The organism is Aquicoccus sp. SU-CL01552, from assembly GCF_040365005.1.
Classification (GTDB): domain Bacteria; phylum Pseudomonadota; class Alphaproteobacteria; order Rhodobacterales; family Rhodobacteraceae; genus Antarcticimicrobium.
Map to the genome: position 1 here is coordinate 1 of NZ_BAABWV010000007.1, position 22,059 is coordinate 22,059.

Consider the following 22,059-nt stretch of genomic DNA (forward strand, 5'->3'; position numbering starts at 1 on the left):
CTTCCACACCAGTTCCTTAGGTTTTTTGCCGGTTTTCGTTAATGTTATCCTCTATGGGGAATACAACTAGATTGGGATTCTCTAGTTGACTCCTCCCACCTAAAGTTGATTTGATTTCGGGATGAAAGAACGTTTGCTGCCTTCCATCCCGATACAAGATTTCTCCGTCTTTGCTGATGAAAGCGGCATCAGCAACGATCGCCACATGTTGGTTGGCGCTACAGTCGTTCGGAGACGCTTCGTTGAATCATTGTATCGAGCAATCCATAAGTTCCGGCTAGACAACGGGATGTTTGCGGAACTTAAGTGGAGCAAGGTGTCAAACCAAAAACTCGACGAGTACAAAGCTTTGGTTGATCTATATTTCGGCTTTTCCGAAAGAAGTGCTTTATCGTTTCACGCTACAACGTTCGACAACCATATGTGGGACCACACCAGATTCAATGATGGAGACCCCGACCTCGGGATTTCCAAGCTCTATTACCAGATGCTGTTGCATCAAGTTATCGGTCGATATGGAGATCTGGCATCTCTCTACATTTGCCTGGATCGCAGACTCAGTACTACCCCCCTTGAAAAGCTTCATAGGATTTTGAACGCCGGCGCGGCAAAAGAATACAAGCTTGACTTCGGACCAGTCAGAGTATTGACGGCAAAGGATTCGAAGAAAGATGACATATTACAAATTAATGATGTGATACTTGGTGCAGTTGCTTCGTATAAGAATAAGAGGCATCTCGAGACCGGAGCGCGACGAGCAAAGGTACTACTTTCGGAGTATGTACTAAGAAAGTCCAGGCTCCGTAGCTATGATCAAGATAGCCCGAAGAAAAATTCAAACTTCCAGATATGGAACAGAAAACCGAGAAGGTAAGCGGAGCCCCATACATCTAGGACTGTCTAGCAGTCTACGCGCTATGGCGTTCTCCTGACATCATCAGGATTTTCGACGCATGATGACTCCTCCCCCTCACTCTACACATAAGATTCTCTTGACACAATGGGTTATTATGTGCTGACCACGTGATTCCGAATTTTTTTGACAGTAGAAACGTTAGTCACTCACCCTTCACTAAGCTACACCGGCCATCCGGCCCGCAGCAGGGCTTCGCGGATCCTCTCCGGGGCCTCGGGGCGGCCGGCGTTGATCGCCATCTTCTGCCAGAACCAGTGCAGGTATCCGGCGTAGTCGGGCGCCATGTCCGGGGCCGCGCGCAGGGCCTCCTCTGCCCCCACCCGGGCGGCATCAGCAGCGATGTGGTGAAAATCGGAGCGGGCGAACAGCACGGCGGGCTTGCCGAAAAAGAACCCGTTGAAGGCGGCGCTGGAGTTCTCGGTGACGACGAGATCGCAGCCCTTCAGCCAGCGCTCCATCCCGCCCATGGTGACGCCCAGGCGGGGGTTATCGCGCTGCAACCGGTCGAGCGCGGCGCGTTCGTCGTCCGAATAGCGCTCCTTCGGGTGCAACCCCGCCATGACCGGGCCGGGGATGTGGGCGAGGGTCGCGCGCAGCATGTCGAGCGGTGAACAGCTTTGAAACGACCGATGCTGGAGCAGGCGACCTTGCAGCGGCACGTAAGTAAACCCCTCGCGCGCGGCGTGGTCCGGGGCCTCGCCGAACAGGCGCCGCTGCCAGAAGCGATAGAAACGATCGGCCTCCTTGCGCGGCACCGCATCGGCGGGAAAACCGGTTTTGGCAACGCGCCAGTCCCAGCGGCGGGCGGAGGGCTCGATCGCCCAGAACGGGTAGTGATAGACGCGGCGCAGGGTCAGCGCGCGGTCATGGGTCGGCTCGGCCATGTGGAACAGCGCATATTCCGCCCGCGTGGCCGAGGCGGCACGGTCCTCGGGTGAATCCGGGCGATAGGCTATGTCGAATCCGGCGTCGCGCAGCACCCCGGCGACCAGCGCAAGGAAATTGTGCTGCCCGGCCTCGGCGCTCTGGCGCAGGCCGTCCTCGAGATAGAAGGTGACGCGGTGATCGCTCATGGCGGCACGCTAGTCAGGGGGCGCCGGCAGGGCAAGCGGGACGCGCCGCCCTTGTCTGTTCGCATCGCCCCGTCCATATAGGCAGGCAATGAGCAGGAGACGCAGATGAGCGAGAATTCCTTTCCCGGCTGGCACGGCACCACCATCATCGGCGTCCGCAAGGGCGGACAGGTGGTGATCGCGGGCGATGGGCAGGTGTCGTTGGGCGACACGGTGATCAAGGGCACCGCGCGCAAGGTGCGCCGACTGTCGCCGGGCGGTTATGACGTGGTGGCCGGGTTCGCCGGATCGACGGCGGATGCCTTTACCCTGCTGGAGCGGCTGGAGGCCAAGCTGGAGGCGACCCCGGGCCAGTTGCAGCGCGCGGCGGTGGAGCTGGCCAAGGACTGGCGCACCGACAAGTACCTGCAAAAGCTCGAGGCAATGCTGATCGTCAGCGACGGGCGCGAGATCTACGTGATCACCGGCGCCGGTGACGTGCTGGAGCCGGAACATGACGTCGCCGCGATCGGCTCGGGCGGGAACTATGCGCTCGCCGCCGCGCGGGGAATGATGGACACAGATCTGACCGCCGAGGAGGTCGCCCGCAAGGCGATGGCGATCGCGTCGGACATCTGCGTTTACACCAATGGCAACGTGACGGTGGAGAGCATCGGGGGTTAGCCCGCATGCCATCGCAACCGATCCGCATTTGACCAGTGACACCCGAAGGACAGACATGACCGACCTCACCCCCCGCGAAATCGTTTCCGAGCTGGACCGGTTCATCATCGGACAGGCCGACGCCAAGCGCGCCGTGGCCGTGGCGCTGCGCAACCGTTGGCGGCGCAAGCAGTTGGCCGACGATCTGCGCGACGAGGTCTACCCAAAGAACATCCTGATGATCGGGCCCACCGGCGTCGGCAAGACCGAGATCTCGCGCCGGTTGGCACGGCTGGCCCGCGCCCCCTTCATCAAGGTCGAGGCGACCAAGTTCACCGAGGTCGGCTATGTCGGGCGCGACGTGGAACAGATCGTCCGCGACCTTGTCGACAGCGCCATCGCGCAGACCCGCGACCGGATGCGCGAAGAGGTCAAGGCCAAGGCGCATCATGCGGCCGAGGAGCGGGTGATCGACGCCATCGCCGGCGAGAGCGCGCGCGAGGGCACGCGCGAGATGTTCCGCAAGAAGCTCAAGGCCGGGGAACTGGACGATACCGAGATCGAGCTGGACCTGGCCGATACCTCGAACCCGATGCCGATGTTCGACATTCCCGGCCAGCCGGGCGGCCAGATGGGCATGATGAACCTGGGCGACCTGTTCGGAAAGGCCTTTGGCGGGCGCACCGTGCGCAAGAAGACCACGGTGGCCGAAAGCTATGATCTGCTGATCGGGGAAGAGGCCGACAAGCTGCTGGACGACGAGGCGGTGACGCGGGCCGCGTTGGAATCGGTGGAGGAGAACGGCATCGTCTTCCTCGACGAGATCGACAAGGTCTGCGCGCGCCAGGACGTGCGCGGCGGCGACGTGAGCCGCGAGGGCGTACAGCGCGACCTGCTGCCGCTGATCGAGGGCACCACGGTCAGCACCAAGCACGGGCCGGTCAAGACCGACCATATCCTGTTCATCGCCTCGGGCGCCTTTCACATCGCCAAGCCGTCGGACCTGTTGCCGGAACTGCAGGGCCGGCTGCCGATCCGGGTGGAGTTGCGGGCGCTGACCGAGAGCGACTTCGTGCGCATCCTGACCGAGACCGACAACGCGCTGACCCGGCAGTACACCGCGCTGATGGGCACCGAGGAGGTGGTGGTCGACTTTACCGAGGACGGCATCGCGGCGCTGGCCAAGATCGCGGCCGAGGTGAACCAGTCGGTCGAGAATATCGGCGCCCGGCGGCTGTACACGGTGATGGAGAGGGTGTTCGAGGAGCTGTCCTTTACCGCGCCCGACCGCGCCGGCGACCGGGTGACGGTGAATGCCGATTTCGTCGAAGAGAACCTGGGCGAACTGACCCGCTCGGCGGATATGAGTCGCTACGTTCTCTAGACCCCGCGTCATCGCCCGCTATCCTGATTTCGGAACAGGTTGAGACGAGTACGAGGATTCGCGGTGCAACGAAGACAGATGATCATGTTGATGGCGGCGACCGGGGTTTCGGCCTGTGCCGACCGCTTTCACGCCCCGCTTGTGCCGCAAGCGTCCGACGTCGGGACATTGTTGCCCGTGTTCACCGCCACCAACCGGATTCCCGAGCCGGGCGGGTGGTTCACCACCGGGCGGTCCGAGCAGATGAGCTACATGAACCTGGGGGTGTCGATCCCGCCGACCCATCAGGAGGGGCGGATCCGCAACGGATATGATCATCCGAACCCGCAGACCGATTTCACCATCGCCAGCCGGACCGACATGGACGGGCGGCAGGCGTTTCGCGCAGCGTTGGCACGGGCTCTTCGAGCCCGACCGCCCGACCAGCGCGAGATCGTTCTCTATGTCCACGGCTACAACAACAGCTTTTTCGACGGGGTGTTCCGGACCGCGCAGATCGTGCACGATTTCAACGTGCCGGCAGTGCCGGTGCATTTCTCGTGGCCGAGTGCGACGCATCCTCTGGGCTATACCTATGACCGCGACAGCGTTCTGGTATCGCGCGACGCGCTGGAGCAGCTGTTGCACGATCTGCGCGCGGCCGGACCCCGGCGCATCGTGGTGATCGCGCATTCGCTCGGGTCAATGCTGGTGATGGAAACGCTGCGCCAGATCGAGATCGGCACCCCCGGCTGGACCCGGCGGGCGCTGGGCGGCGTGGTCCTGATCTCGCCCGACCTGGACGTGGAGCTGTTCCGCATGCAGGCGGTGCGGTTCCGCGATCTGCCAAGGCCGTTTGCCATCATCACCTCGAAAAATGACCGGGCGCTGGCGCTGTCGGCGCGGATCAACGGGGCCACGGCGCGGCTGGGAAACCTGACCGACCCGGAGGCGTTGGGGGATTTTCCGGTGATGATCGTGGATGTTTCGGAGTTCAGCAAACGCGGCGTCAACCATTTCACCTTCGGCACCTCGCCGGCGCTGATCTCTCTGATCAACAACAGCGACACGATGAAGGATGCCTTCCAGACGGATCGCTCGGGGCGGTCGGGGCTGTTGCCGGGCACGGTTCTGACGGTGCGCAACGCGACGCAGATGATCCTGTCGCCCGACCTGCTTTTGACCAAGATGTAGCAGCTCAGCGCGGTTTGCGCAGATAGACGTAATAGGCCCCCTCACCGCCATGGCTGAGATGCGCCGGGGTGATCTGCAGCACCGCCTGCGCCAGTGGCGGCATCGACAGCCAATGCGGCACCTGGTGCCGCAACACGCCGCGCGGGGTGGGGATCGGGCCGGGATCGGCGCTGCGCTTGCCCTTGCCGGTGATCACCAGCACCAGCCGGCGCCCTGTGCCCTGCGACGACAGGATGAACTGGATCAGCGCCGGATGCGCGCGATCCAGCCGCATCCCGTGCAGGTCAAGCCGCGCCTCGGGCTTGAGCTTGCCGCGCTTCATACGGGTAAAGGCCTTGCGGTCCATCCGCACCGGGGCGGTGGACAGGTGTTCGACCATCGACGGTTTCAGATCATGGCGGGCGGCGGTGGACCTGGCCCCCTGGCCAAGGCGAAACGGCGGGATTTCGGGGGGCATTTCGGCGGACTCGGGCCGTTTCCCCGGATTTGACTTCGCCATCGGTTGCGGCGGGACGGCCTCGGGCCGGGCGGGATGCAACCGCTCGGCCTGGTTGGCGACCCTGTGCCAGAGCTCAAGCTCGTCCTTGCTGAGTTTGCGCCGCGCCATCACATCCCGTCCGGTAACAAGGCATAGGCCCGCTGGATCGGCAAAAGCACGATCATGCGGCCGGGGTCACGCAGCCGTCCGGCGGCCTGCCCGGCGGCCGCGCCGGTGCCGAAAAAGATATCGGCCCGTTGCGCACCCTTGATCGCCGACCCGGTGTCCTGGGCGATCATCAGCCGCCGCATCTTTCCCGCGCCGTCCTTTTCCAGCCAGACCGGCGCCCCCAGCGGCACGAAGGCCGGATCGACGGCGATGCTGCGCAACGGGGTCACCGGGCGGTTCATCGCGCCAAGCGGGCCGAGGTGATCGCCGACATGCCCGACCTCGCGAAAGAACACGTAGGACGGGTTGTGAAACAGGAGCTCCTGCCCGGCCTCGGGGTTGCGGCGCACCCAGTTCTTGATCACCTGCGCGCTGACCTGGTGTGCGTTGTAGACGCCGCGCCGCACCAGCTCGACCCCGATGGAGTTGTAATTGTGGCCATTCGAGCCGCCATAGCCCAGGCGCAGCGTTCGCCCGTCCGGAAGCCGGATCCGCCCCGAGCCCTGGATCTGCAGAAAGAACAGTTCGACCGGATCGTCGACCCAGGCGATCTCGAGCCCGCGGTTTTCCAGCACCCCGGTGGTCAACAGCTCGCGCCGGGACAGCCAGACGGAGGCGCGCCGCGCCTCGGGCGGCATCCTGTAAACCGGGTAGCGAAACCTCGCGCTGGGCTGGAGGGCGCCGTCAAGCTCGGGTTCGAAATACCCGGTGAACAACGGCTTTGACCCGTCGCGGATCATCACCGGGCGAAAAAAAAGCTCAAAAAAGGCGCGGGCGCTTTGCGGTGTCTGTTGCTGGGCCAGCGCGCAAAGGTTGCGCCAGTCGGGATCGTCCATGTCCGGGCAGGTTTCGAGAAACACCTCGAGCGCGGCGGCATGGTTGTCCTTTTCCCAGCCATCGAGACGGCCGAAATCCAGGATCTCGTAGGCGGGTTCCGCCCCGGCGCCGGGAACGGAGGCCATCAGGACGGCCCCCGCCACAACAGCTGAGCGGAGCGCGGCAATCATCCGTCCGTGGCGACGAGCCGCCAGTTGGGATCGGCAGCGCCCATTTCGCGGCCAAAGGTCCAGCTGTCTTTCTGGCGCTTGATCTCGGTCGGGCTGCCTTCGACGATATCACCGCCGCGGTCGCGCACGACCGAGGTCAGCTCGCCGACGAAACGCATGGTGATCTCGGCGAAATTGGTGTCCTTGTCAAAGTGCACATCGGTGATCGCGGTTTCGCGCACGCCGATGAACTCGGCCTCGATCTTGAGGCCCTGGTCCTCGCGCGCGGCAACGCCGGCGACGAAGGTTTCGAACACGTCCTCTGCCAGGAACGGCTGGATCTCGTCGAGATTGCCCAGCTCATAGCCCATCAGGATCATCTCGTAGGCGCCGCGTGCGCCTTGGACGAACTCCGACACCGAGAACCCCGGTTCCACGCGTTTCATTTCCGTCAGCGCCTGGGCTGCCGGGCTGTCCTCGGCCACGTGATCGGTGATGTCGCGGTCGGGGCCGCCCTCGATCACCTCGAGATCGGGCCGTGACCGACGGTCAACCGGCGTGGGAGCCTTGGGCTTTTCAAAGCCTTCGCGCGTTCCCAGAACGTTTTTCAGGCGCAGGATCAGAAAGATCGCGATGCCGGCCAGTACCAGAAGCTGGATCAAAGGTGAGTTCATTTGGTCCTCGTGTCAGGCGTCGGGCTTTGTAAGGCTGCCCAATGGCCCCTATGTAGGTGAGGGGCAGGGGTTAGTCCACTGTTCCGCACATGCGAAAGGAGCCGCGCGATGTATCTGTTTCTGGCCTTTCTGGCCGTGCCCTTGATCGAAATCGCCCTTTTCATCCAGGTGGGCGGTCTGATCGGGCTGTGGCCGACCCTTGCGGTGGTGATCCTGACCGCCGTTCTGGGAACCTGGCTGGTGCGCACACAAGGCCGTGTCGCAATGGGGCAGTTGCAGCGGGCGTTTTCCGAGCTTGACGATCCGACCGAGCCGCTGGCCCATGGCGCGATGATCCTGGTCTCGGGCGTGCTGTTGCTGACACCGGGATTCTTTACCGACGCGATGGGCTTTGCCCTGTTGATGCCGCCGGTGCGCTCGGCCGTGTTCCGCTATCTGCGTGGCCGCGTCACGATGACCCGGTTCGAGATGGGAAGCTCTGCCGGGTTCCGTCCTGGCGGACCCGGCGACGTCGTCGACGGGGAGTTCACCGAGGTCGATCCGGACCGGGCGCGCCGCCCCGGACAGCGCCCGTCGGGCTGGGTCGAGGGCCCCGACCGGCATTGAGCAATGCCGGGTGAGGTGATAAGCAGCCCCGAACGCGAGTTTTGGGAGATATCCGATGGCCGAAAAGCCCGAGAACGACAGCGCGCCAGCGCAACAGGCGCCGCAGGTCCAGATGAAGGTTCTGGGCCAATTCGTGCGCGACCTGTCCTTTGAGAACGTCATGGCGCAAAAGGGTGCCTCGGGCGAGGTGCAGCCCGATATCAGCGTGCAGGTGAACCTGGACGCGAAGAAGCGCAAGCCCGACAACCAGTACGAAGTGATGATCAAGCTGAACATCGAGTCCAAGGCCAAGGGCATGGACGATGTTCTGTTCCTGATGGAAATCGAGTATGTCGGCATCTTCCACGTCGCCGGAGTGCCGGACGATCAACTGCATCCCTTCCTGCTGATCGAATGCCCGCGGATGCTGTTCCCCTTCCTGCGGCGGATCGTCAGCGACGTGACCCGCGACGGCGGCTACCCACCGCTGAACCTGGACAACATCGACTTTGTCGCGCTTTACCGCAGCGAATTGGCGCGCCGCCAGGCCGCGCAGGGCGAGGCACCGGCCAACGCCTGAACATCGACGACCACGGAATGACCAAGGCCGCGATCCCCCGATCGCGGCCTTTCGCGTTTACGCTGTCTCTCGTGGTGCGCTACGGGTGGATCACCCCCGTCGCCAAAGCGCGTTTTCGCCCAGTTTCTCGACAAAGGCGGCATGGGCCGCCTGTTCCTCGGCGCTGATCCGGCCGGGAAGGGGGGTGGGGCGGGGTTTCGGGCGCCAGTTGTCCTGGGCGGCATCGACACCCCGCTGGTCCTGGTCGGCCTGCAGGCCGAAATCCGGCTGCCGGCCACCGATCAGTTCGAGATAGACCTCGGCCAGGATCTCGGAGTCGAGCAACGCGCCGTGCAGCGTCCGGGACGAGTTGTCGATGGAAAAGCGCCGGCACAGCGCATCCAGCGAGACCTGCGCGCCGGGAAACTTCTTGCGCGCGATGGCAAGCGTGTCGATCGCCTGTTCCCAGGGCAGCTGCGGCAGCCCCATCCACTGCAATTCCGCGTTGAGGAACTTCATGTCGAAGCTGGCGTTGTGGATGACCATCTTGGCATCGCCCACGAAATCGAGAAACGCCTGCCCGATCTCCTTGAACACCGGCTTGTCACTCAGGAAATCAATGCTCAGCCCGTGTACCTTGAAGGCCTCTTCGGGCATGTCGCGCTCGGGGTTGATGTACTGGTGATAGGTGTTGCCGGTGGCCATGTGATTATAGAGCTCGACCGCGCCGATCTCGACGATGCGATCGCCGGTTTTCGGGTCTAACCCGGTGGTTTCGGTGTCGAGTACGATTTCACGCATTCTGCATCCTTGCCCTGATGTCTGCCACGATCTCTTGCACCTGTTCGCGCGCGTGGTCCATCGTGTCGGTGACGATCACATAGTCGGCGCGCGCGTGTTTGTCTGCGTCTGGCATCTGTTTGCTGCGGATATGGTGAAAATGCTCGGATGTCATGGTGCCGCGTTCCATCACCCGCGCCTCCTGCACCTCGGGCGGGGCAGAGACGGTGGCAACGGCGTCAAACTGGGTCTCTCCTCCGCCTTCGAACAAGAGCGGGATGTCAAAGACCAGGATATCGGCGGTGGCCCGTGCGCGGAACTCTGCGCGATCCTCGGCCACGAGGGGGTGCACGATCTGTTCGATCCGTCCAAGCGCCGAAGGGTCGGCGACGATGATGCGTTTGAGCGCCTCGCGGCAGACCGCGCCGTCAATGACCGCCTCGGGAAAGGCGCTGCGCATTGGCTCGACCGCCGCGCCGCCGGGGGCGTAAAGGCGATGCACGGCGGCATCCGCATCCCAGACCGCGCAACCCGCTTCGGCAAAAAGCTTGGCGGTGGTGCTCTTGCCCATGCCGATCGACCCGGTCAGGCCCAGAGCAAAGCTCATGCCAGAACCGCCGCGCGGGTGGCTTCGTCAACCTCGGGGCGCTGGCCGAACCAGCGCTCGAACCCCGGCACCGCCTGGTAGATCAACATGCCGAGACCATCGACAGCGGTTGCACCGACCTCTTCCGCGACCTGAAGAAGGCGCGTTTTCAGGGGGTTATAAACAAGATCCGTGACCACCGTCTGCGGTCCGATCCCGTCCAGCGGCACCCTGAGATCGGGCTTGCCGAGCATCCCGAGAGAGGTCGTGTTCACCACCAGTGCGGCATCCTCGATGATGTTGCCGGCCTGAACCCAGTCGACCACGCGCAAGCGTTGACCGAAATCCTGTTTGAGCTTTTCCGCCCGCACCCGGGTGCGATTGGTCAACAGGATCTCCGGGACACCGGCGTCGAGCAGCGCCGAGATCACCGCCCGCGCCGCGCCGCCGGCCCCCAGAACCGCCGCGGGTCCGGCCTCGGGGATCCAGTCCGGCGCGCCACGGCGCAGGTTCTCCATGAAGCCATAGCCATCGGTGTTGTCGGCGTGTATGCCACCATCGGGCCGGAAGATCAGCGTATTCGCAGCCCCGATCAGCGTTGCCCGGTCGGTGACCTGATCGGCGATGCCAAGCACCTTTTCCTTGTGCGGAATGGTGACATTGATGCCGACGAAACCCATTTTCGGCATCGTTCGCAGCACCTGTTCGAGATCGTCGGAGCGAACCTCCATCGGGATGTAATGCCCGGCGATCCCGTAGGTCTGGAGCCAATGGCGGTGCAGTTGCGGCGATCTGGAATGCGCGATCGGGCTTCCGATCACCCCCGCCAGCGGAATTTTCGTATCTGTCATGAGTCTATCGCCCCCCGAAGCATCAGGAAATTGAGCAATTCCAACAATGGCATACCCAAAACGGTAAAGTAATCCCCGTCAATGGCAGTGAACAGGCGCACCCCCTCTTCCTCGAGCTTGTAGGCCCCGACGGAGTGGCGGATGCTGTCCCAGTTCCGTGCGACGTAGTCCTGTAGATAGCTATCGCTGACGTCGCGCATGGTCAGGCGGACCTGGCCGACATGGCGCCATTCCGGTCGCCCGTCACGGCAGATCACCGCCGCCGACAGGAGCTTGTGACGTTTGCCACGCATCTGGCGCAGTTGGTCAAGCGCGGCCTCGGGCGTTTCCGGCTTGGACAGCAGCGCGCCCTCGAAATCGAGTACCTGGTCACAGCCGATGACCAGCGCGCCAGGATGCTTTTCGCTGAGCTTGCGGGCCTTCAATTCGGCCAGCGCATCAGCGATGTCGCGCGGCGGGGCGCCCTCGGCGATCAGGGCCGCCTTGACCGCGTCCTCATCGACACGGGGCGGCATCGCCTCGACCTGCAACCCGGCATTGCGCAAGAGCGTCGCGCGGATCTCGGAGCCGGAAGCCAGGATGATCGGGACAGACATGTGGAAAACTCCGGTATCTTGGTGCGGACGAACCGTTATGGTTTCTAGGAAATCTGGCACAAGGTGCAAGACCCCCGGGTTTCAGGCCATCTTCACCCGATTCCCGCAGGATTCCTCCCGGCTGGATAAGGATAACCGCTGCCCTTGGGAGAAGACTGGTTATCCGGTTTTCTCCCGAAGTTATCCCCAATAGGCGTTTCGGGTTTTGACGTTTCAAGTCATTGAAAGTAAGCGAAAATATTTTCTCCGCATGAGTTGGCTCGGAAAACCGTCCCAAGCTGTCCCCAAGGTGGATAACTGGCGGGACAAGGCAATAATCCACCGATTTGAGGCACACTACCTCATCATCATCCTTTCTTCTTTTCTTTCTTATTATTAGGAAACAGGGGCCCACGAGAGGAACGAGATGTCCGACCTGCTGATCACGCTGTACCCCTGGACCAAGTCGATCCATATCATGGCCGTGTTGTCCTGGATGGCCGGGCTGTTCTACCTGCCCCGATTGTTCGTCTATCACATAGAAAAGGCCGAAACGGTTGCCGACGCACCGGCGATCTTCCTTGTGATGGAGGAAAAGCTGTTTCGCTACATCATGCATCCGGCGATGATCGCCACCTGGATCATGGGGCTGATGCTGGTGGCAACACCGGGGATCGTCGACTGGAGCTGGATCTGGCCTTGGACCAAGGGCGCCGCCGTGATCGCCATGACTTGGTTCCATTACTGGCTGGATTGGCGCCGCAAGGACTTTCTCGCCGGGCAAAACCGTCTGACCGGCCGCCAGTTCCGCATGATGAACGAGGTTCCGACGCTCTTGATGGTGGTGATCGTGATCTCGGTCGTGGTCAAGTTCTGATCCGGATTTGACTCGGCCAGACCGCTTGACTATGTAGGCCGTCAACGCGCCCGTCCGGGCGATGTGCCTTCCTGTCTATTTGAAAAGTGCCCCGTGACCGTTCGGGGACCAAGGGCCGTATCATCATGACCGTCGAATCCCTCACCCTGTCTGATCTCAAGGCGAAGAGCCCCAAGGACCTTTTGTCCATGGCCGAGGAACTTGAGATCGAGAACGCCTCGACCATGCGCAAGGGCGAGATGATGTTCCAGATCCTGCGCGAACGCGCGGACGAGGGATGGGAGATTTTCGGAGACGGCGTACTCGAGGTGCTGCAGGACGGGTTCGGGTTCCTGCGCTCGCCCGAGGCGAACTATCTTCCGGGTCCGGACGACATCTACGTGTCTCCCGACATGATCCGGCAATACAGCCTGCGTACCGGGGATACCGTTGACGGGCAGATGAAGGCGCCGCTGGACAACGAGCGGTACTTTGCGCTGACCAATGTCACCACGATCAACTTTGAAAACCCCGAAAAGGCCCGCCACAAGATCGCCTTTGACAACCTCACGCCGCTTTATCCCGACGAGCGTCTGAAGATGGAGGTCGAAGACCCCACCATCAAGGACAAGTCGGCGCGGGTGATCGACCTGGTGGCCCCGATCGGCAAGGGGCAGCGGTCGCTGATCGTGGCACCGCCGCGGACCGGTAAGACGGTGATCCTGCAGAACATTGCCAACTCGATCGAAAAGAACCACCCGGAATGCTATCTGATCGTGCTGCTGATCGACGAACGGCCCGAAGAGGTCACCGACATGCAACGCTCGGTCAAGGGCGAGGTCGTCTCCTCGACCTTTGACGAACCGGCGACGCGCCACGTTGCGGTGTCGGAGATGGTGATCGAAAAGGCCAAGCGCCTGGTCGAGCATAAACGAGATGTTGTTATTCTTCTCGACTCGATCACAAGACTTGGTAGGGCATTCAACACCGTGGTGCCCTCCTCGGGCAAGGTTTTGACTGGTGGTGTGGATGCCAACGCGCTGCAACGCCCAAAACGGTTCTTTGGTGCGGCCCGGAATATCGAAGAGGGCGGATCGCTCACCATCATCGCGACCGCGCTGATCGACACTGGCAGCCGGATGGACGAGGTGATTTTCGAGGAGTTCAAGGGCACCGGCAACTCCGAGCTCGTGCTCGATCGCAAGATTGCCGACAAGCGGGTGTTCCCGGCCATCGACATCCTCAAGTCGGGCACCCGGAAAGAGGATCTCCTGATCGACAAGGGCGATCTGCAGAAAACCTTTGTCCTGCGGCGTATCCTCAACCCGATGGGGACGACCGACGCCATCGAGTTCCTGCTGTCGAAGCTCAAGCAGACCAAGACCAATTCCGAGTTCTTCGACTCCATGAACACCTGAGCGCGGATTTTCCGCGCGGAGACGCGCCATGGATACGATTTTCGCACTGGCAACCGCGCGCGGCAAATCCGGCGTGGCGGTGATCCGCATTTCCGGCCCGTTGGCACATGCCGCGGCCGGGAAGCTTGGAGGTTGTACCCTGTCGGCACGGGGCATGACCCTGCGGACATTGCGTGACGATGCCGGCGAGGTGTTGGACGAGGGGCTGATCCTGAGTTTTGCCGCACCGTCCAGTTTCACCGGCGAGGATGTGGCGGAACTGCAGGTGCACGGTAGCGTGGCCGGGGTTGCGGGGATCCTGTCCGCGCTTGGTCGGATCGAGGGTTTGCGCCTTGCCGAACCGGGCGAGTTCACCCGCCGCGCACTGGAAAACGGCAAGCTGGACCTCGCGCAGGTCGAGGGGCTCGCCGATCTGATCGACGCAGAAACCGAAGCACAACGCAAACAGGCGCAAACCCTGTTCGCCGGGGCGCTAGGCCGATTGGCCGAAGCCTGGCGCGCGGATTTGATCCGCGCCGCGGCGCTGATCGAGGCGGTGATTGATTTCGCTGACGAAGAGGTGCCCACCGACGTGACGCCAGAGGTGACCGCGCTGCTCGACAAGGTCGAAGAGGACCTCAAGGCGCAAACCGCCGGGGTGCGCATGGCCGAACGGATCCGAGAAGGCTTCGAAGTGGCGATCATCGGTGCGCCGAACGCGGGAAAATCCACGCTTCTCAACGCATTGGCGGGACGAGAAGCGGCGATCACATCGGAACATGCCGGCACGACGCGGGACGTGATCGAGGTTCGGATGGACTTGGCCGGGCTGCCGGTGACCTTGCTGGATACCGCCGGTTTGCGCGAAACGCAGGATGCGGTCGAGGGCATGGGAATCGCCTTGGCCCGGAAGCGGGCTGAGGCGGCCGATCTTCGAGTGTTCCTGGCGGAGGACGCGGAAGATCTGGAGGTTCCCTTTCAGTCGGGCGATATCCGGGTGCGTCCAAAGGCGGATCAGAGGGCCGACACGTCGCGCGCGGTGTCCGGCCTGACCGGAGAGGGGTTGGATTGGTTGGTTTCCGAAATCGGGGATACCCTGTCACAAAGGTCTGCAAGCGCGGGGATGGCGACACGGGCGCGGCACAAGGCGGCGATGGAGCGGGCACTGAAATCGCTTTTCGCGGCAAGGTCGGTTCTGGCAAATGGACCAGATATGTATGATATCGCTGCGGAAGAGCTGCGCCACGCGATTCGGGCCCTTGAATCTCTGGTCGGGCGGATCGACGTGGAAAACCTGCTGGACGAGATCTTCGCCAGTTTCTGTCTGGGTAAGTGAGGAGTGTTTCACGTGAAACATTCGCGATTCGATGTGATTGTCGTCGGCGGCGGCCACGCAGGGGCCGAGGCGGCCCATGCGGCTGCGCGGCTGGGCGCGCAGGTGGCGCTGGTCACGCTGACCCGAGATGGAATCGGCGTCATGTCATGCAACCCGGCGATCGGGGGGCTGGGGAAAGGCCACCTTGTCCGCGAGATCGACGCGCTGGACGGGGTCATGGGCCGTGTCGCGGATCGGGCAGGTATCCAGTTTCGCCTGTTGAACCGCCGCAAGGGGCCGGCGGTGCAGGGGCCGCGGGCGCAGGCAGACCGGGCCATCTATCGTTCGGCGATGCTGGCCGAGACCGAGGCGCGTTCAGGCCTGACGATCATAGAGGGCGAAGCCACCGATTTCCTGATGGACGGGGATCGCGTTCGCGGGATCGTTCTGGCCGATGGGGCCGAGATCCCGGCCAAAGCGGTGGTCTTGACCTCGGGAACCTTCTTGCGCGGCGTGATTCACATTGGCGATGTTTCGCGCCCGGGCGGGCGCATGGGGGACAAGCCGTCGATCAAACTGGCAGAGAAAATCGATTCCTTCGGCTTGCCGCTGGGGCGGTTGAAAACCGGCACGCCGCCGCGACTGGATGGGCAGACCATTGCTTGGGATGGGCTGGACATGCAGCCGGGGGATGACGATCCGGTTCTGTTTTCCTTTCTCTCGCGCGGGGTCGAGGCGCCGCAGATTTCTTGCGGGATTACCCATACCAACCCGCGAACCCATGAGATCATCGAAAAGAACCTGTCCCGCTCGGCAATGTACGGCGGTCATATCGAGGGGGTCGGGCCACGCTATTGCCCGTCGATCGAGGACAAGATCGTGCGGTTTGGCGAAAAGGACTCGCACCAGATCTTTCTCGAACCCGAGGGGGTAAGGGATCACACGGTCTATCCCAACGGGATTTCGACCTCTCTTCCCGAAGATGTGCAAGAGGCTTACGTGCGCTCCATTGTCGGGTTGGAAAACGCGGTAATCCTGCAACCGGGGTATGCGATCGAGTATGACTATGTGGATCCGCGTGCGCTGACACAACATCTGGGGGTACGGGACGTGCCGGGCCTGTACCTTGCCGGGCAGATCAATGGAACCACGGGTTATGAAGAGGCGGCGGCGCAGGGGCTGGTCGCGGGGCTGAACGCGGCGTCTGACGCGTTGGGGAAACCCGCTGTCAGTTTTCACCGCTCGGAAAGCTATATCGGCGTGATGATCGACGACCTGACCACCCGTGGTGTCACCGAACCCTATCGCATGTTTACCTCGCGCGCCGAATTTCGTCTGTCGCTACGGGCCGACAACGCGGATCAGCGCTTGACGCCGATGGGGCTGAAGATTGGATGCGTCGGAGATGAACGGGCGGCGATTTTCGGGGACAAGATGGAGCGGTTGGAGGGTGCGCGTGCAAAACTGACCGATCGCCTCTACACGCCGAAAGAGGTGGCGGCCGCCGGTATTCGGGTCAACCAGGACGGATCGCGGCGGACGGCGATGGCCGTTCTGGCCTTTCCGGATGTGACATTCGATGACGTGGTTGGTCTGGACGCGGATCTGGAGGGCGTGGATGACGAGTCCCGTCGTCAGATGGAGCGTGAGGCGCTTTACGTCAATTACATTGAGCGTCAGAAAAAGGATATCGAGGCGCTTCGGCGGGATGAAACGCGGGAGATTCCGCAAGGATTCGATTACGATACCATCGAGGGGCTGTCGAATGAATTGAAGATGAAACTCTCGGGTGCGCGTCCTGGGAATCTGGCTCAAGCGGCGCGGGTGGACGGGATGACACCGGCGGCGCTGGCGCTGTTGCTGGCGCGGTTGCGGCGCGGAGACGAGGCACGCCGGGCATGAGGGGGCAGGGGACGCTTCCGCCGGAGCTTAATGTTTCACGTGAAACATCCGAGCGCCTGAACCTCTTTGCGGCTTTGCTCGAGAAATGGAATCCGCGTATCAACCTCGTGTCGCGCAACAGTATGGCCGACCTCTGGACGCGGCATATTGTTGATTCGGTTCAGGTTTTCCGCTGTGTCACACCCACGGGGCATTGGGTGGATCTTGGTAGCGGTGGCGGGTTTCCGGGCTTGATCGTCGGAATTCTTGCCTCCGACGCGGCCCCCGACCTTCGCGTGACATTGATCGAAAGCGACCAGCGCAAGGCGGCCTTTCTGCGCACAGCCGCGCGGGAAACGGGGGCAAGATGCAAGGTTATTTCCGAGAGAATCGAGGCGGTTGATCCGCAACAGGCGGATATTCTTTCGGCACGCGCGCTCGCCGATCTGGATAGATTGCTGGCGTTTTCTGAGCGGCATTTGAAGCCGACCGGCGTTGCGCTGTTTCCCAAAGGCGTCACCTGGAGAAAAGAAGTCGAAGCCGTGCGGCAAAAATGGAAATTCCGCGCCGAGGAGATTACCAGTATCACTGACCCCGAAGCGGTAATCTTGAAAATCGAAGGAGTGTCGCGTGGCTGACCTGTCCCGCCCGCAAGGACCGAGAATCATCGCCGTCACCAATCAAAAGGGCGGGGTGGGAAAGACCACGACCGCGATCAACCTGGCCGCCGCCCTGGTGGAATGCGGCAAGCGGGTACTGGTGGTGGATATCGATCCGCAGGGCAATGCCTCGACCGGGTTGGGAATCGAATCGGCTGACCGGGACATGACGACTTATGAATTGTTGGTCGAGGACGTTCCCCTTGGCGATGTGATCCGGCCGACCGGGATCGAAGGGTTGTCAATCGTGCCGGCGACCGTCGACCTGAGTTCGGCCGATATCGAATTGATGGCTAACGAGAAAAGAAGCTTTCTATTGCACGACGCGTTGCGGCAGCCGGCCATGGATGTGTTCGAGTTCGATTACGTGTTGATCGACTGCCCGCCATCGTTGAACCTGTTGACGGTCAACGCCATGGTGGCATCGCATTCGGTTCTGGTTCCGCTGCAAAGCGAGTTTTTCGCCCTCGAGGGGTTGTCGCAGCTGATGTTGACGATCCGAGAGGTGCGGCAGACCGCGAATCCGGACTTGAGGATCGAAGGGGTCGTGTTGACGATGTATGATCGGCGCAACAACCTGTCGCAGCAGGTCGAGAAGGACGCGCGCGACTACCTTGGTGACCTGGTTTTCAAGACGATGATCCCGCGCAACGTGCGGGTAAGCGAGGCCCCATCCTATGCCATGCCCGTGCTCAGCTATGATTCAGGCTCGCTAGGGGCGATTGCCTATCGGGCGCTAGCGCGGGAACTGATTGGAAAACACGAGAGGATCGCCGCCTGAGCGGCGCGGAGGGAAAACCGTGGCAGAGAAAAAGAACAAACCTCGCGGGTTGGGTCGTGGATTGTCGGCGCTGATGGCGGATGTTTCGACGGATCCCGCCCCGACGGCGGAGCAATCGCTGCGGCGCGCCGATACTCAGGTCCCGATCGAACAGGTCAAGCCGAACCCGAATCAGCCGCGGCGCACCTTTGATGCCGAGGATCTGGCGGATCTGGCGGCATCGGTGCGGGAAAAGGGCATTCTTCAACCCCTGATCGTGCGTCCGGCTGTAGGTGGCGGGTACGAGATCGTCGCCGGGGAACGTCGGTGGCGCGCGGCGCAAACGGCGCAATTGCACGAAGTGCCGGTCCTGATTCGCGATCTCGACGACACCGAGGTGCTGGAGATCGCGATCATCGAGAATATCCAGCGCGCCGATCTCAACGCGATGGAAGAGGCCTCGGGCTATCGGCAGTTGATGGATCGCTTTGGCCATACCCAGGAAAAGCTTGCCGAAGCGTTGGGAAAAAGCCGGAGCCATATCGCCAACCTGTTGCGGCTGCTGACGCTGCCCGAGGATGTGCAGGACCTGGTGAAGGATGGCGCCCTGTCGGCAGGGCATGCCCGGGCGCTGATCACCTCGGAAAACCCCTCGGCTCTTGCCAAGTCCGTGGTGCGGGACGGGCTTTCGGTGCGGGCGACCGAGGCGCTGGCCAAGAAACAGAACGGGGGCGAGGGCGATACCGAGGTGCCGAAGCCTGCGCCCAAACGGGCGATGGAAAAAGACGCCGACACCAAGGCGTTGGAGGGGGATCTTTCGGCGGTTCTCGGCATGAAGGTGGCAATCGACCACAAGCCGGGGGGCGAGGCGGGGATTGTCACTATCCGCTACGAGACGCTGGATCAACTCGACGATCTGTGCGGTCGCCTCAGCCGTTAGGTCGGGTCCAGATAAAGAGTAGCACGCAGCCGAGCACGATGGCTTGAATCGCCAGGATCAGAGGCGAGACGCCGGCGACCAGTGAAATCGCGAAAACGGCGACAATCGAAAGGGTTGCCAGCCGTTTCGCGCGCGGGCGGATGGCACCCGATCGTGTCCAATCCTCGATCATCGGGCCGAAATGCCGGTGCGAGACGATCCAGTTGTGCAAGCGGGGCGAGGAGTTCGCGAAGAGGAAAGTCGCGAGCAGCAGGAACGGCACGGTCGGGAGCAGCGGAAGAAAGGCACCGATGACGCCAAGGCCGACGCAGATCGTGCCCAGTCCTGCCCAGAGAAACCGCATGTGTCAGCCCGCCAGCAACTCGCGAATGATCGCGTTCAAAATCGGGCGCCCTTGATCGGTCACGGTCAGCCGGTCGCCCGACAGCGTGATCATGCCCAAGTCTTGTAGATAGGTGATCTGGCCTGCGGGCAAAGGGTGGCCGGCAATTTTTTCAAACCGGTCAATATCCAGCCCTTCGGTGAGGCGTATCCCCATCATCAGGTATTCACTGGCCTGATCTTGTGGGCTTAGAGCGGTTCTGACCGATTCAGCGCGGTCACGTTCCACCGCCTCAATCCATGCGGTGGGATTTCGGGGCGTTTCCGTGGCAAATCGTACGTTCCCTTGCGTGATGCGCCCATGTGCGCCGGGACCGATCCCGAGGTAGTCGCCGTATCGCCAGTAAATCAGGTTATGCCGCGATTCCGATCCGGGGCGGGCGTGGTTGGAGACCTCGTAGGCCGGAAGCCCGTGCCGCGCGCAGATATCCTGCGTGGCAAAATACATTTCCGCCGAGAGGTCGTCATCGGGCAGCCCGCGCAGTTTGCCGGCCTTGTAGCGATCGCCAAAGGCGGTGCCGGGTTCGATGGTGAGCTGGTAGAGCGAGAGGTGATCGACCGCCATCTCCAGCGCCTCGGCCAGCTCATCGCGCCAAGCCTGCAGGGTTTGCCCTTGGCGCGCATAGATCAGGTCAAAGCTCACCCGGTTGAAACAGCGCCGGGCGATGTCAAAGGCGGTGCGGGCCTCATCCACGGTATGGATGCGGCCGAGGCGCCGCAGGTCGTCGTCGTTGAGCGCCTGCACCCCGAGCGAGACGCGGTTGACCCCGGCATCGCGATAGCCGGCAAAGCGGCCGGCCTCGACCGAACCGGGGTTGGCCTCAAGCGTGATCTCGATGTCATTGGCAAAGGGCCAGTGGGCGCGGGCGGCCTCGATCACCGCCGCGACGGTCTCGGGTGCCATCAGGCTGGGGGTGCCGCCGCCAAAGAAGATTGAGTTCAGCACCCGGCCCGAGGTGCCCTGAGCAACCCGCGAGATTTCGCGAACATAGGCTCTAACCCAGGCGGATTGGTCTATTTCACGTGAAACATGGCTGTTGAAATCGCAATAGGGGCACTTGGCCTGGCAGAAGGGCCAATGCACGTAGAGGCCAAAGCCCCCGTTGCGCCAATCCTCATTCAAAACAGCCGGCAACGAACTTCTCGACCGCGCGGGCGCGGTGGCTGATCGTGTTCTTTTCCCAGCGGTCCATTTCACCAAAGGTGATGTCATATCCCTCCGGTACGAAGATTGGGTCATAGCCGTGGCCTTGCGCCCCACGCATCGGCCAGATGACTCGGCCGGGCATCACCCCTTCGAACACCTCGTCATGCCCGTCGGGCCAGGCCAGCACCAGCGTGCAGCGGAATTGCGCGGTTCGGGGGTGGGGGGCGTTTCTGGCCTCGAGCTCTTCATGGGTGCGGGTCATCGCCATGACGAAATCGCGGCCCTTGGGCGTTTCGGCCCAGTCGGCGGTATAAACCCCCGGTGCGCCGTCCAGCGCGTCGATGGTGATGCCGGAATCGTCGGACAGCGCCGGCAGGCCGGTGGCCCGCGCTGCCGCGTGGGCCTTGATCCGGGCATTGCCGACGAAGGTATCCTCGGTTTCCTCGGGTTCCGGCAGGTTCATTTCACCGGCGCCGACCACCGTTACGCCAAAGGGCGAGAGGAGATGGGTCATCTCCTCCAGCTTGCCGTTGTTGTGGGTTGCGACCAACAGCCGGTCGCCGGTGAACTTCCGGGTCATGCGCAGGCGGCCTTTTGTGCGGCGACCAGTTCACCCACGCCTTTTTCCGCCAGATCGAGCAGTTCGTTCATCTGTGCGCGGGTATAGGTGGAGCCTTCGGCCGACATCTGAACTTCGATGAGCCGGCCCGAGCCGGTCATGATGAAGTTGCCGTCAACGCCGGCCTCGGAATCCTCGGGGTAGTCCAGGTCCAGCACCGGCTGACCGGCATAGATGCCGCAGCTGACCGCCGCGACCGGGTCGATCAGCGGGTCGCTCAGCACATCGCCTGCTTTCATCAGCTTGTTCACCGCCAGCCGCAGGGCCACCCAGCCGCCGGTGATCGAGGCACAGCGGGTGCCGCCATCGGCCTGGATTACGTCGCAATCGACGGTGATCTGGCGTTCGCCCAGTGCGACCCGGTCGACGCCGGCGCGCAGGCTGCGACCGATCAGGCGCTGGATTTCCACGGTGCGCCCACCTTGCTTGCCGGCTGCGGCCTCGCGTCGCATGCGGGTGTTGGTGGCGCGCGGCAGCATGCCGTATTCGGCGGTGACCCAGCCGAGGCCGGAGCCCTTGATAAATGGCGGGACGCGGTCCTCGATGGTGGCGGTGCACAACACGTGGGTGTCGCCCATGCGGATCATGCAGGATCCTTCGGCGTGTTTCGTCACGCCCGTTTCGATTGAAACCGCGCGCAGGTCACTTAAATCTCGTCCAGAGGGTCGCATGTG

The 22,059-nt window shown here is 62.5% G+C and carries 25 protein-coding genes; 13 read left to right on the forward strand and 12 right to left on the reverse strand.

Features of this window, described 5'->3' with window-relative positions; all coding sequences use genetic code 11:
• Positions 1 to 121: 121 nt before the first annotated feature.
• On the forward strand, positions 122 to 874 hold the full coding sequence (locus ABWV23_RS09540; protein WP_353347220.1) for a DUF3800 domain-containing protein: 753 nt from the start codon (positions 122 to 124) through the stop codon (positions 872 to 874).
• Between the two features lie 203 nt (positions 875 to 1,077).
• Here the strand turns inward: ABWV23_RS09540 and ABWV23_RS09545 are convergent, their stop codons facing one another.
• Positions 1,078 to 1,989: a hypothetical protein gene (locus tag ABWV23_RS09545; RefSeq protein WP_353347221.1), complete on the reverse strand. Its 912-nt coding sequence runs from the start codon at positions 1,987 to 1,989 to the stop codon at positions 1,078 to 1,080.
• Between the two features lie 105 nt (positions 1,990 to 2,094).
• Between ABWV23_RS09545 and hslV the strand changes: the two genes are divergently transcribed.
• The 3 genes from hslV to ABWV23_RS09560 all read left to right on the forward strand — a co-directional run bounded on the left by hslV (position 2,095) and on the right by ABWV23_RS09560 (position 5,188).
• Entirely contained in the window at positions 2,095 to 2,652 is a 558-nt protein-coding gene (gene hslV, locus ABWV23_RS09550; RefSeq protein ID WP_353347222.1) for an ATP-dependent protease subunit HslV, read from the forward strand.
• Positions 2,653 to 2,707: 55 nt separating this feature from the next.
• Complete coding sequence (hslU, locus tag ABWV23_RS09555; protein ID WP_353347223.1) at positions 2,708 to 4,015, forward strand: ATP-dependent protease ATPase subunit HslU; 1,308 nt, start codon at positions 2,708 to 2,710, stop codon at positions 4,013 to 4,015.
• A gap of 78 nt (positions 4,016 to 4,093) precedes the next feature.
• Positions 4,094 to 5,188, forward strand: coding sequence for an alpha/beta hydrolase (locus ABWV23_RS09560; protein ID WP_353347224.1), 1,095 nt, complete (start codon positions 4,094 to 4,096; stop codon positions 5,186 to 5,188).
• A 4-nt stretch (positions 5,189 to 5,192) separates the two neighbouring features.
• Here the strand turns inward: ABWV23_RS09560 and ABWV23_RS09565 are convergent, their stop codons facing one another.
• Genes ABWV23_RS09565 through ABWV23_RS09575 form a run of 3 tightly spaced genes read right to left on the reverse strand, consistent with a single transcriptional unit; the run spans position 5,193 to position 7,494 of the window.
• Positions 5,193 to 5,795: a Smr/MutS family protein gene (locus ABWV23_RS09565; protein WP_353347225.1), complete on the reverse strand. Its 603-nt coding sequence runs from the start codon at positions 5,793 to 5,795 to the stop codon at positions 5,193 to 5,195.
• Positions 5,795 to 6,841, reverse strand: a complete 1,047-nt coding sequence (gene mltA / locus ABWV23_RS09570; protein WP_353347226.1) for a murein transglycosylase A — start codon at positions 6,839 to 6,841, stop codon at positions 5,795 to 5,797. The genes ABWV23_RS09565 and mltA overlap by 1 nt, the downstream gene beginning before the upstream one ends.
• Entirely contained in the window at positions 6,838 to 7,494 is a 657-nt protein-coding gene (locus ABWV23_RS09575; protein WP_353347227.1) for a Tim44/TimA family putative adaptor protein, read from the reverse strand. Before ABWV23_RS09575 ends, mltA begins: the two co-directional genes overlap by 4 nt.
• A gap of 108 nt (positions 7,495 to 7,602) precedes the next feature.
• Here ABWV23_RS09575 and ABWV23_RS09580 point away from each other — a divergent pair, with 108 nt between their 5' ends.
• Both ABWV23_RS09580 and secB read left to right on the forward strand, forming a co-directional pair.
• Entirely contained in the window at positions 7,603 to 8,100 is a 498-nt protein-coding gene (locus tag ABWV23_RS09580; protein WP_353347228.1) for an FxsA family protein, read from the forward strand.
• Between the two features lie 55 nt (positions 8,101 to 8,155).
• On the forward strand, positions 8,156 to 8,659 hold the full coding sequence (gene secB, locus ABWV23_RS09585) for a protein-export chaperone SecB (protein WP_353347229.1): 504 nt from the start codon (positions 8,156 to 8,158) through the stop codon (positions 8,657 to 8,659).
• 90 nt (positions 8,660 to 8,749) lie between these two features.
• On the opposite strand, the gene dnaQ is transcribed toward secB, so the two are convergent.
• Genes dnaQ through ABWV23_RS09605 form a run of 4 tightly spaced genes read right to left on the reverse strand, consistent with a single transcriptional unit; the run spans position 8,750 to position 11,451 of the window.
• A complete protein-coding gene (dnaQ, locus tag ABWV23_RS09590) occupies positions 8,750 to 9,439 on the reverse strand; it encodes a DNA polymerase III subunit epsilon (protein ID WP_353347230.1) in 690 nt (229 codons plus the stop codon).
• Positions 9,432 to 10,025 carry a dephospho-CoA kinase gene (gene coaE, locus ABWV23_RS09595; RefSeq protein ID WP_353347231.1) on the reverse strand — a complete coding sequence of 198 codons (594 nt, stop codon included), beginning with the start codon at positions 10,023 to 10,025 and terminating at the stop codon, positions 9,432 to 9,434. The genes dnaQ and coaE overlap by 8 nt, the downstream gene beginning before the upstream one ends.
• Complete coding sequence (locus ABWV23_RS09600) at positions 10,022 to 10,855, reverse strand: shikimate dehydrogenase (RefSeq protein WP_353347232.1); 834 nt, start codon at positions 10,853 to 10,855, stop codon at positions 10,022 to 10,024. Before ABWV23_RS09600 ends, coaE begins: the two co-directional genes overlap by 4 nt.
• The gene (locus ABWV23_RS09605) at positions 10,852 to 11,451 is read right to left on the reverse strand and encodes a Maf family protein (RefSeq protein WP_353347233.1); all 600 of its coding nucleotides are present in this window, start codon (positions 11,449 to 11,451) and stop codon (positions 10,852 to 10,854) included. Before ABWV23_RS09605 ends, ABWV23_RS09600 begins: the two co-directional genes overlap by 4 nt.
• Before the next feature lie 406 nt (positions 11,452 to 11,857).
• On the opposite strand from ABWV23_RS09605, the gene ABWV23_RS09610 reads away from it, so the two are divergent.
• The 7 genes from ABWV23_RS09610 (at position 11,858) to ABWV23_RS09640 (ending at position 19,238) form a co-directional block, all read left to right on the forward strand.
• The gene (locus tag ABWV23_RS09610; RefSeq protein ID WP_353347234.1) at positions 11,858 to 12,307 is read left to right on the forward strand and encodes a CopD family protein; all 450 of its coding nucleotides are present in this window, start codon (positions 11,858 to 11,860) and stop codon (positions 12,305 to 12,307) included.
• Between the two features lie 125 nt (positions 12,308 to 12,432).
• A complete protein-coding gene (rho, locus tag ABWV23_RS09615) occupies positions 12,433 to 13,704 on the forward strand; it encodes a transcription termination factor Rho (protein WP_353347235.1) in 1,272 nt (423 codons plus the stop codon).
• Positions 13,705 to 13,732: 28 nt separating this feature from the next.
• Positions 13,733 to 15,019 (forward strand): tRNA uridine-5-carboxymethylaminomethyl(34) synthesis GTPase MnmE, encoded by a 1,287-nt coding sequence (mnmE, locus tag ABWV23_RS09620; RefSeq protein WP_353347236.1) that lies wholly within the window; start codon positions 13,733 to 13,735, stop codon positions 15,017 to 15,019.
• 12 nt (positions 15,020 to 15,031) lie between these two features.
• The gene (gene mnmG, locus ABWV23_RS09625) at positions 15,032 to 16,900 is read left to right on the forward strand and encodes a tRNA uridine-5-carboxymethylaminomethyl(34) synthesis enzyme MnmG (RefSeq protein WP_353347237.1); all 1,869 of its coding nucleotides are present in this window, start codon (positions 15,032 to 15,034) and stop codon (positions 16,898 to 16,900) included.
• Complete coding sequence (gene rsmG, locus ABWV23_RS09630; protein ID WP_353347238.1) at positions 16,897 to 17,517, forward strand: 16S rRNA (guanine(527)-N(7))-methyltransferase RsmG; 621 nt, start codon at positions 16,897 to 16,899, stop codon at positions 17,515 to 17,517. Before mnmG ends, rsmG begins: the two co-directional genes overlap by 4 nt.
• The gene (locus tag ABWV23_RS09635; RefSeq protein WP_353347239.1) at positions 17,510 to 18,319 is read left to right on the forward strand and encodes a ParA family protein; all 810 of its coding nucleotides are present in this window, start codon (positions 17,510 to 17,512) and stop codon (positions 18,317 to 18,319) included. Before rsmG ends, ABWV23_RS09635 begins: the two co-directional genes overlap by 8 nt.
• 19 nt (positions 18,320 to 18,338) lie before the next feature.
• On the forward strand, positions 18,339 to 19,238 hold the full coding sequence (locus ABWV23_RS09640) for a ParB/RepB/Spo0J family partition protein (protein WP_353347240.1): 900 nt from the start codon (positions 18,339 to 18,341) through the stop codon (positions 19,236 to 19,238).
• On the opposite strand, the gene ABWV23_RS09645 is transcribed toward ABWV23_RS09640, so the two are convergent.
• Genes ABWV23_RS09645 through rph form a run of 4 tightly spaced genes read right to left on the reverse strand, consistent with a single transcriptional unit; the run spans position 19,228 to position 22,056 of the window.
• Entirely contained in the window at positions 19,228 to 19,581 is a 354-nt protein-coding gene (locus tag ABWV23_RS09645) for a YbaN family protein (RefSeq protein ID WP_353347241.1), read from the reverse strand. The two genes, ABWV23_RS09640 and ABWV23_RS09645, sit on opposite strands and share 11 nt — an antisense overlap.
• Before the next feature lie 3 nt (positions 19,582 to 19,584).
• Positions 19,585 to 20,742 carry a radical SAM family heme chaperone HemW gene (gene hemW / locus ABWV23_RS09650; RefSeq protein WP_353347242.1) on the reverse strand — a complete coding sequence of 386 codons (1,158 nt, stop codon included), beginning with the start codon at positions 20,740 to 20,742 and terminating at the stop codon, positions 19,585 to 19,587.
• A complete protein-coding gene (gene rdgB / locus ABWV23_RS09655; protein ID WP_353347243.1) occupies positions 20,735 to 21,346 on the reverse strand; it encodes an RdgB/HAM1 family non-canonical purine NTP pyrophosphatase in 612 nt (203 codons plus the stop codon). The genes hemW and rdgB overlap by 8 nt, the downstream gene beginning before the upstream one ends.
• Positions 21,343 to 22,056: a ribonuclease PH gene (gene rph / locus ABWV23_RS09660; protein WP_353347244.1), complete on the reverse strand. Its 714-nt coding sequence runs from the start codon at positions 22,054 to 22,056 to the stop codon at positions 21,343 to 21,345. The genes rdgB and rph overlap by 4 nt, the downstream gene beginning before the upstream one ends.
• Between the last annotated feature and the right edge of the window lie 3 nt (positions 22,057 to 22,059).